The sequence below is a fragment of the Yersinia sp. 2542 StPb PI genome (assembly GCF_048593855.1).
In the GTDB taxonomy this organism is placed as follows: Bacteria; Pseudomonadota; Gammaproteobacteria; order Enterobacterales; family Enterobacteriaceae; genus Yersinia; species Yersinia enterocolitica_E.
On the sequence record NZ_JAZGQA010000039.1, the window covers coordinates 18,313 to 28,893 of the forward strand.

Genomic DNA, 10,581 nt, shown 5'->3' on the forward strand with positions numbered 1-10,581 from the left:
AACATTCATTTCTTTTTATCGCAAACGGTTGGCAAAGACTGCAACTGGCGCTACCCTGATAGTTCTGTTTGCTTAACGCTAAGCCATGGAAGCCTCTGACATGTTTGAAAAAATCACTGCTGCACCTGCTGACCCGATTCTGGGCCTGACCGATATTTTCCGCGCGGATGACCGCCCTCATAAAATCAATCTGGGGATTGGTGTCTACAAAGACGAAACCGGTAAAACGCCGGTGCTGACCAGCGTGAAGAAAGCTGAGCAGTATTTGCTGGAAAACGAAGTTACTAAAAACTATCTGGGTATTGATGGCCTGCCGGTTTTCGCCAGTTGTACACAAGAACTGTTGTTCGGTGCCGACAGCGCTATGATTGCCGATAAGCGTGCGCGTACCGCTCAAACCCCAGGTGGTACCGGCGGGTTACGTATTGCTGCTGATTTTATCGCCCATCAGACCAGCGCTAAACGTGTCTGGGTCAGTAACCCTAGCTGGCCGAACCATAAAAATATCTTCGCCGCTGCAGGGCTTGAAGTGGTTGAGTATGCCTATTATGACGCTGCGAACCATTCACTGGACTTCGATGGGCTATTAAAAAGCCTCTCAGAAGCTCAGGCTGGCGACGTAGTGCTATTCCATGGCTGCTGCCATAACCCTACCGGTATCGACCCAACCGAAGCCCAATGGAGCCAATTAGCTGAGCTGTCAGTCGCCAAAGGTTGGCTACCACTGTTTGACTTCGCCTACCAAGGTTTTGCCAAAGGTTTGGAAGAAGATGCTCAGGGGCTGCGTATTTTCGCTGCCAAACATCAGGAACTGATCGTTTGTAGCTCTTATTCGAAAAACTTTGGTTTGTATAATGAGCGTGTCGGGGCTTGCACCATTGTTGCCGCTAGCAGCGACGTGGCCGATATCGCCTTCAGCCAGGTTAAAGCCGTTATCCGTGCTAACTATTCCAACCCACCAGCCCATGGTGCGTCAGTGGTTGCCACCATCCTGAGCAACGCGACATTACGCGCCATTTGGGAACAAGAACTGACCGATATGCGCCAGCGCATTCATCGTATGCGTCAGTTGTTTGTGAATACATTGCAGGAAAAAGGTGCGAAGCAGGACTTCAGCTTTATCATTAACCAGAATGGGATGTTTTCATTCAGTGGCCTGACCAAAGAACAGGTTCTGCGCCTGCGCAATGAGTTTGCTGTTTATGCTGTCAACTCTGGCCGGGTAAACGTTGCAGGTATGACACCTGATAACATGGCTCCGCTGTGTGAAGCTATCGTTGCTGTGCTGTGATTAAGCATCAATGACTTACCGTAAAAAGGGTGCATATGCACCCTTTTTATTTTGTTTCAAATGTCAGAATATGAGTCTTAATGGAACATATATTTGGCAAATTCGCTCATCGGCATAGGACGCCCATACATATAGCCTTGCAGATAGTCGACGTTATGGGCCTGTAAATAGCGCATTTGAGTGTCGTTTTCGACTCCCTCTGCAATGGTCTGCAACCCTAGTCGGGTAGCGAGATCGATAACATTCCCGACAATGTGGCTCGACAATGCATCGGAACCAATCATGCCAACAAAACTTTGGTCAATTTTCAAAAAATCCACTTTAAAGTTCTGCAAATAAGTCAGACTTGAATGTCCGGTACCAAAATCGTCGATAGCAATAAATACCCGCAAAGCATGCAACTCGGCAAATAATCGGTCGGTAATCTCATCGGCAACGATTAATTTCCGTTCGGTTAATTCCAACGTGATATTGATTTTATTACCACCAAAAGCCTGAATAAAACGGCGGCAATCATCTACCAGACTCAGATCACGGCAATGGTTAGCACTGATATTAAAACCAAAGTGAAAACCTTCCGGTAACTGATTTACGTAAGGTGCAAAAGTGGTACTAACTTGCTGCATGATAGCGCGAGTCATCGGAACAATAAGTTCACTGTCCTCGGCCATCGGAATAAATTTATTTGGCTGAATTAAACCATTAACAGGATGCTGCCAACGCATTAGAACTTCACAACCCACCCAGCATTGCTCTTTGCCTGATACTATCGGCTGCATATAAGCAACAAACTCGTTGTTTTCTAACGCCTGTTTTAATACCTGCGTGGGTGATGCCGCCCTACCCGATAACCAGAAAACCAGCGCGGCTGAACCGATGCTCATTAAGATGAAAAATATCAGGCTACCTTGATTATATTGCCAGGCATAGGCCAAATATTGCTGGTTAGATAGCGTCGTATTTAATGAATAAGCAAACTTGTCTGAGGCCAGAGATAACGGTTCGCTTCCCTCGGGGGGGTGGCCTGGATGTACCATACCCACCGCATCCATCCATTTATCACCCACCCTCAGATACAACTGTATATCACCACTTAATAAGTTAAGGATGCTGCGCAGATAATAGCCATCGACCGCGACCAGTATGCTGTAATCACCTCGCGCCAGCCGATACACCATCAAAGCACGATCTGGAGTGACATCATTACCCTGCATTAGCTCCAGTTGACCATCAACGAACACATCTAGATCAAACGGCGTGGAAAGTGGGCCATATATCGAGGAACAATAGATGGTCGTCCCCTTAGCTAAAGAGACTGAACGCACATCCGGTATAATGACAACTTGATCCCGCAGGTTTTGAACAACTTGCATGCAAGGTTTACCTAATCCGGTTTCTACCTGAAGCGCCGCATGCTGCAAATTATTAAATATCTGCTCGAATCGAGCCCTACCTTGTAATAACTTAGCTTCAGCATCCTGATGCATATTGGCTTTGGTTTGCGCATAAATCACTGCCGCCCCTAACAACAGAAATAAGAATAATACCATGCAAGAAAAACTTAGCCGGGACAGGAATTTATTCAGTCTGAAACGACGAAACGGCATAGTGGCTTCCATTGAAAGGCGCTCGTAATATTACGAACTCAAAACGGCAGCAGAAACAGTGCCGGGTCAATAAACGTGACGACTGTTTGTTGGTCAGGCTTTATCCATCTCGCAAAGATAATATAAGCACCGACCGCTATCATCATTATGATCACAGCACCAATAGATAAATAACTATTGCTTCACAAAATATGTAAATCACTTATTCAATATAACGTAAAAAGACACCTGACGGTGCCTTCTTTGAAATTCTAGCTGTTTATGATGTCGACATCACCAAATAGCCGGTTCTTCACGTATAAACGGGTTAGTCTGCCGTTCATGGCCTAACGTAGACATTGGACCATGACCGGGAATAAATGTGATGTCATCACCTAAAGGCAACAATTTAGTCCGAATGGAGTTAATCAGTTGTTGGTGATCACCGCGTGGGAAATCACTACGTCCAACACCACCGTTAAAGATAACATCACCGACCAGTGCCAGACGCCCCTGTTGGTCAATGAAGACAATGTGACCTGGCGTATGCCCAGGGCAATGCAATACCGATAACTCCACTTCACCAACAGTGATTTTGTCACCCTCGGTCAACCAACGGGTTGGGGTAAAAGCTTCACATTCGCTCAAACCAAACATTCTGCTCTGCGCCGGTAGCCCTTCTAACCAGAACGTATCTTCTTTTTCAGGGCCATAAATCGGGATATCAAAATGAGCGGCTAACTCAGCAGCAGCACCCACATGATCCAGATGGCCGTGAGTCAACAAAATCTGGCTGACCGTTACCCCCTGACGTGCAACTTCAGCAATGATCTTGGCTGCGTCACCACCAGGGTCCACCAATGCGGCCTGCTTTGTGGCTTCACACCAGATTAAGGTGCAGTTCTGGCTAAAGGCCGTCACCGGAATAATTTGATATTTCATAAAACTCCACCCCAAATGCAACTGGCAATATACCTATCATCTTTCAACCATACATCTGTATGGGCTGCGGTCGTTTACCCGAATCACTGATAGCATCAGTTTATCGAGATTAGCGAACCTGAATCTTGAGGCTCGCCCTGTGGCTGGCATAAGTGCTGTTCAAACCCACTCTGACCGATTTGGCACTTGCTTGCCACCGCCCTACAATTTGAAATCTGTTAGGTATGATTCAATGCATTGGCATAAAAATGTCTGCTACCAGGTTCTTGTCGGCCCAGTATCAATATGTACAAAGTTACTGCGAGGGTAATATCCTACACCACCTGCACGCATTTTTAATGCTGCTTTGCGGATATTACTCAATTGAATACCTTCAATATGAAAATCCATTGCCCGCCCTTGCGTGTGGAAACTGTGTTTGGCCACACCACGGCTGCGTTCGCGCAGTTCATTATTGGTATCAAGTGAGCGGTAACCGGAAATAAGCTGCACCGGTTTAGTTGTGCCAAGAAGCCCTTGCAGGCGGTATAGTTGATCAAACAAGCGTGGGTCGATAGTTTTTACCTTATTGGCCCGATAATCGCGAAAGAGATGGTTTAAGCGGGAAAGTTCATCTTTGTTATAGCCCCGACCATCAAAAAATTCGGCTTTTATGGACTCGCCTGTATTGAGGTTATTCAGGGTCAAGATCCGTGGGCGAGGAGTAGAAAGGGTGGCGAATGCCTGCCCTGGAAGCAGCGATATACCCAGCGCTGCCCCGCCTAACGTTAGCCATTTACGGCGATAATTATCAATTTTATCCATGATCTCTGTTAATACCCGGCAAGAATGTCAAAAGAAAGCACTAACCAAATGTGCCGTCCCGAACCATAACCGCCTACGGAAAACCAGTCAACCCGCATTCGGCCCGCACTCGCTGTGCGTTTAAGTTCGGTTATAGAGAACCCCAATTTGGGGCCCCCTACGACAACCCGATATTAAGACCATTAGTTATTGAGTTTTACTGCATTTATTGCATTAAAAGTTCAGCCTGAGGTGAGATTTGTGCACCGGATCTCACCGTCTTATCATAATTGTAAATATCTGTTCTAAATTGTGGCCTACCGTCATCCGCCACCCATGCTGTCAGGTAATACAATTGCACCGGGACACGTTGGCGAATATTCACGTAGGTGGTATCGCCTTGTTTTAACGTTGAGGAAACCCGCGCATCATTCCAGCCAGCATCTTGCAATAACATATTTGCCAGATCCGAGGCTTTATTGACGCGGACACAGCCGGAACTTAATGCACGGATATCTTTCTGGAACAGACCATGGTTCGGCGTGTCATGTAAGTAGATAGCATCAGAGCTTGGCATATTGAATTTGAAGCGCCCTAATGAATTGCTGGCACCTGGTGCCTGACGCAGACGGTACGGGAAGTTATTAGGCGAAATCATGCTCCAATCGATCATCGATGGATCAACAACTTCAGCCTCATTACTCCAACCAGACAAAACGGTATAACCATGACGCTGGAAATAGCCAGCATCATAGCGTGCTTTGGGTACGATATCCTGGCGCACCAGAGACGTTGGTACATTCCACGGCGGATTGACCACCACATTATTTAACGCACTGCTCATCAACGGTGTCTTGCGGCTTGGACGGCCAACAATCACCCGAGATGAGAGGACCTCAGCACCATTCTTATAATAATTAAGCGAATAGTTTGGGATGTTAACCATAATGCCGTTATCGACGTGTCCCGGTAAAATACGCAAACGCTGAATATTCAATGCCAATAATGTTGCCCGCGTTTGTGGTGAAACATTCAACCATTCACGAGTTCGGACACCAATAACACCATCATCACTTAGCCCATGCCACTGTTGAAAACGTTTAACGGCTTCCACCAACTCTGGCGTATAAACATTGTCGGTTATAGTTGTGGTGAGCGGCGCTGATGGCGACGCTACAACCCCACCGGTAACAGGAACGTCGGCCACGGGTGCCGCTGAAGGGCTAACCACTAAACTGTGAGCCTGAGCACGGCTCTTTTCTTCATCAACCGAGAGATCATCATTGACCACGGCTACTGCTGGATTATCCACCGGGATAACCTCTGGGGCTTTGGCCGGTTCTGATGCAATGGGGTGTAGCATGCCCGTTCTGTCCAGGATTTCTCGTAGCGCTGGAATATCGTCACTTAACTGGCCTGGGCGCAGGCTGGGGCCATTAGACATCTGTGGCCATGGCTGGCGGTCTGCCAGCATCAGTTTCAATGCCTGATGCATTTTGTCGTATTGAGGATGTTGGGGGGCCAGCGACGCCAGATAGGGTGCGGTGGTACCTTCATGCACCGCTTGCTGCCAACGATTTAAAATAGTAACCGGCGGCATCGCCATTTTGTATGGCACATTGCTGTATAACCAGACACTACCGTTAGCGCCAACACCTGAGATAAAGTGCAAGTATCCCAGCATGGCATCTGACAAAATAACATCGCGAGCTTGACCGGTAATGTCAGGGTCACTCAGCCATTTTACCCACTGCATAAATTGCGGCTGGAGACCGGAGAGTGCCACTTCGGCTAATTGCTGCTGAAAATGCTGCACCGCAGTTCTATCCTGCCACATCGGCTGCATACGGTTGGCGGCATAAAGCAATGCCAACTCAGAAGCATAGAAAGGTGTCACCGTTTTAGGCAGCACTGATAATAACTGTGAGCGGCTTTGTGCGACCGACATTGTCGTACCACTCATAGGCAGCGCTGAGGATGAGTCTAACGGCATGACAGGTGCCGTGGCTGATGCTGTAAATATCGGCATCAAGCTATAAATTAAAGCGCAGTATAATGCTAATGCGCGTTGCGGATTTCGTTTCCCTATCGACATTCTATGCCCCCGGTATGCTTATCTAAGTACGTCATAGTCTGTCGTTACCCTTCTTCCTTGAAGTCGCAGCATTGTTGCTGCTCTGGCACCCGAATCCCTGAGCGTCGATCAGTTCAACGAGATTTGTTCGTTGGCTACCACTTCAATAGTTTCGGGTTTTCATCATTATTATACAAACAGAACTGCCCCTTGCGTGGTTAACGATATAAATTTAACCATTCACGTTACGCTAACAGATTTCCGGTGGTTATAAAATATAACCCTAAGGTGTGGAAGAAATAAAAATGGCCGCTAGTTAGCGACCATTTAATCGGATTAATTATTGCTGCCTTCTTTCTGAACAATAATTAACCGCCAGGTTGTATCTCGGCAGGTATCGGCGGCAATGTTGGTATTTCATTGGCAAAACCTCGTAAGCCAACCACATGTACATGCTCATGATTTTGGAAGACTTTTCGTACCAACTTATAGGTTGTCCCTTTTTCCGGGCTGATATTTTCTGGTGCTGCAATTATTAATTGCATTTCCAGCCGCTCGCACAGTTCAAATAATGTCGCGATAGATTTGGCATCCAAACGCGCCGCTTCATCAAGGAACAACAAACGGCAAGGGGAAATATCTTTGCCGCGCAGACGACGCGACTCTTCTTCCCAACTCTGTACCACCATGACCAGTATTGACATACCGGTACCAATAGCCTCACCGGTTGACAATGCGCCGCTTTCTGCCCGCAGCCAGCCATCTGAACCGCGATAAACTTCGACTTCCAGTTCCAGATAGTTACGGTAATCAAGCAGTTCTTCACCGATGGTCTGCGGCAAGTGCTGCCCCATATCCATTTGTGGGTTCAACCGCTGGTAGAGTTTCGCCAATGCTTCGGAGAAGGTCAGACGATTACTATTAAACAGATCCTGATGCTGCTCTTGTTGCTCGGATAGCACATCGAGTAACGTCGCGTGAGCTTCACGTACATTCACATTCAGTCGCACGCTCTTGACCTGACCAAATGACACCGCTTGCAAGCCCTGATTCAGCATACGGATGCGGTTCTGTTCGCGCTGAATAGTTTTACGGATAATATTCGATACACTTTTGGAACTGATTGCCAGCTTCTGTTCGCGAGCGGTTAATTCTTCGGTCAAACGGCCCAGTTCAATCTCCATCTGTTCAATGGCTTCAACCGGATCATCAGTGCGAATAATATCCTGACGAATACGTTCACGCAGATGTTGGTAGACCGCGATATAGAACTGAATCTTACGCTCAGGCCGTTTCGGATCTTCAGACAAACGCAGCACATCGCGCAGATGTTCATTATCAGCCACCGCCAGACGCAGAGCACCCAAGGCTTTATCCGACATAGAACGCAGCTCGTCACCGTCCATATAGGCCAGTTCACGGCGATGCAAACGACGCTCAACGCCATTATCTTTCACCATCCGCATCACCGCACACCAACCTGCTTTGGCATTGACGACTTGTTCACGGATCTGATGATAATCTCGTTCCAGCTTGCGCAGTTTCTTCTGGAGGCTATCCATCTCAGCTTCACAGAAGGTTAGCTGTTTTTCCAACTGATTACGGCGTGAACGGTTAGTACTTAATGCCGCATGCAACTCGTCACGGCGGGTACGAGCACGGGCTTCTGCATTAGCATCAGCCTGAACACCGATATCCACCAGTTCCTGACTTAACTCTTTCAGCATGTCACGCTTGGCGTCATAAGAACTTTTTAACGACGCTAGCACCTGATTATACTGGGTAAATTGCGCTTGATACTGACGTAACTGCTCACGAGCGCGAGTGCGTTCTGCTTCCGCCTGCTCCAAGCGCTGGCGCAGTTTGTCGTTGAGATCAGAGTTCTCCGTCAACATGCCCGCAGAATCGGTATAGCTAAAGTGCGCACGACGTTGAACCACTTCAGTCAGTGCGAAAGCTTGCTGTTTAGCCTGACGCTGGCTGTTTTGCGCCAATACATAGTTTTCCTGCAACTGTTCGTGTTGTTGCGGGTCACTTTGTAATACCGCTAACAGCGGTTCAAGTTTAGTCAGGGAAGCGCCATGCTTCTGAATATGGCGAGCCGCCTCTTGCGCTTGCGCCGATTCTTCAGTTATCTCTTCGACACGGTCAGTCAACGTATCATCAAGTAGCAATGAAATCAGTGGGATCAAGCGGTTAAGGGCTGAAATCCCCTCTTTAGCCTGTTCGAATTGCTGGCGCTGCTGCTGGTTGCTTTCTTCGTGTGCACTCAGCGCACGCTCTATTTCACCACGACGGGTATTGAGTAAACGAATTTCAGCTTCAGGATCTGCATCAAATGCCACGGCCAGATGAGAACCGATAAAACGGCTGAATGCTTGATGCAAGCGTTGCGTTTTTTGCACATCAAATGACAGCGTGGCATAACGTTCAGCCAGGCTGTCACGCTCTTGATACAGAGCTTCCAGCCGGTTCTCACGGGCAGCACGGCCAAACAGCGGCAGTTCTGGATAACGGGAGTAACGCCACTGGCGATCCGCAATTTTAACCACTACCGCTTTTTCATGCTCTTCAACGGCAAATACACTGTCATCAAATGATTGCGGGTCACCCTCGATAAGATAGAGGTCTTCCGGGCAGTCTTCTAACCCTTGTAGTTGATCCCGCACCAGTGACAAGTCCGGTACCACGATACCGTGGCGCGATGGGCCATACAGCGCGGAGAAGTATGGCGCATCATCGATGGTGACATCGTCATAAATCTCGGAGAGCAACACACCACCGAAGCGTTCGGCCAAAGCAATCATCCGCGCATCTTCAGCACCACTTGGCTGACTTAACCGCTCAATCTGCGCATCAACAGCACGTTTGCTTGCGGCGACTTCATCGCGCTCCACCGTGGTTTCGCGTTCACGCTCCAGCAATTGCTGCATGTGTTCGGTAACCTGACGGCTATCCTCCAGCGCCTCACCGCTCTGTTCGCTGAGTTGACTCAGCGCATCTTGTGCCGCCAACCAGACTGGCGCACGCGCCGTTAGCTCCTGAATTTTGAGCTTAATTTGCTCGAGTTCCTGACGCATTTCCATGCGCCGTTCACCAGCATCACTGACGTTGAGAGAGAGCTCTTCAACCTGTGACTCCAGTTCACGCTGCAACTCTTCCAACTCCTCGGGCTGGTATACTTGCCCCTGGCGTTTACAGAACTCTTGCAGCAAGCGTTCTGCGTCTTGCTGAGCACGTAAACGCTGTTCCAGCTCTGACAGACGCATCCGCAATGGTTGCACACGTTCAGCCAAATGTTGTTGCGACGGCCAGTCACGCAACAATTCCCGCGCAGTTTGCCAGGCTTCACTGCGACTGACCTCGCCGGCGATAGCCACCACTAACTGATAAGCTTGCTCAAATTGGCTGTGCGCAGCATCAGCAACACTCAGTTTTTGCTCAAGTTGTAATAACGATTCAGTCGCTTCCTGCTCTTTGGCATGGAAGGTTTCTAGCCACTCTTCGGCATTATCGGCAGTTAATTCTGGCAACTGGCACAGTGCGCGCGCACGTTCCAAAGCCTGTAAGGCTTGCTGATATTGGATAGCACGGGTCTGTTGAACGTCCAGCGCTTGCTGGTAATCGGCCAACTGACTTTTCAGTTCGTCCACCTCCAACTCAGCAGCTTCAGCGCGGGCTTCGTTATCGGCCTGCTGCTCGCTGGCCTCGGCGACAACTTCATTTTGCTCTTCCAGCCGGTAAGTCAACTCTTCCAAATCACTCTGGTAGCGCTCGATCTTTTCCTGCTGGCGCATCGCGGTCTGCACCAGACTCAGGTGGTCACTGGCCGCCTGATAATCTGTTTCCAGATCCGATTCCGCACTGCTTTGCTCGGCTAATTCTCGCGACATTTCCACATGACG

6 protein-coding genes are annotated in these 10,581 nt (G+C 48.6%); 1 reads left to right on the top strand and 5 read right to left on the bottom strand.

Going from position 1 to position 10,581, the window contains the following annotated elements:
• Positions 1-100 precede the first annotated feature (100 nt).
• Complete coding sequence (locus V1952_RS07325; protein ID WP_420074543.1) at positions 101-1,291, top strand: amino acid aminotransferase; 1,191 nt, start codon at positions 101-103, stop codon at positions 1,289-1,291.
• A gap of 77 nt (positions 1,292-1,368) precedes the next feature.
• Here V1952_RS07325 and V1952_RS07330 read toward each other — a convergent pair whose 3' ends face one another.
• From V1952_RS07330 to mukB, 5 genes are all read right to left on the bottom strand, one after another.
• Positions 1,369-2,898, bottom strand: a complete 1,530-nt coding sequence (locus V1952_RS07330) for an EAL domain-containing protein (protein WP_420074544.1) — start codon at positions 2,896-2,898, stop codon at positions 1,369-1,371.
• A gap of 273 nt (positions 2,899-3,171) precedes the next feature.
• Entirely contained in the window at positions 3,172-3,819 is a 648-nt protein-coding gene (locus tag V1952_RS07335; RefSeq protein ID WP_372559325.1) for an MBL fold metallo-hydrolase, read from the bottom strand.
• Between the two features lie 255 nt (positions 3,820-4,074).
• Positions 4,075-4,623: a YcbK family protein gene (locus V1952_RS07340; RefSeq protein WP_083158449.1), complete on the bottom strand. Its 549-nt coding sequence runs from the start codon at positions 4,621-4,623 to the stop codon at positions 4,075-4,077.
• A gap of 205 nt (positions 4,624-4,828) precedes the next feature.
• The gene (gene ldtD, locus V1952_RS07345) at positions 4,829-6,697 is read right to left on the bottom strand and encodes a L,D-transpeptidase (RefSeq protein WP_372569313.1); all 1,869 of its coding nucleotides are present in this window, start codon (positions 6,695-6,697) and stop codon (positions 4,829-4,831) included.
• Between the two features lie 347 nt (positions 6,698-7,044).
• The coding region (mukB, locus tag V1952_RS07350; protein WP_420074545.1) for a chromosome partition protein MukB at positions 7,045-10,581 on the bottom strand (3,537 nt) is incomplete at its 5' end.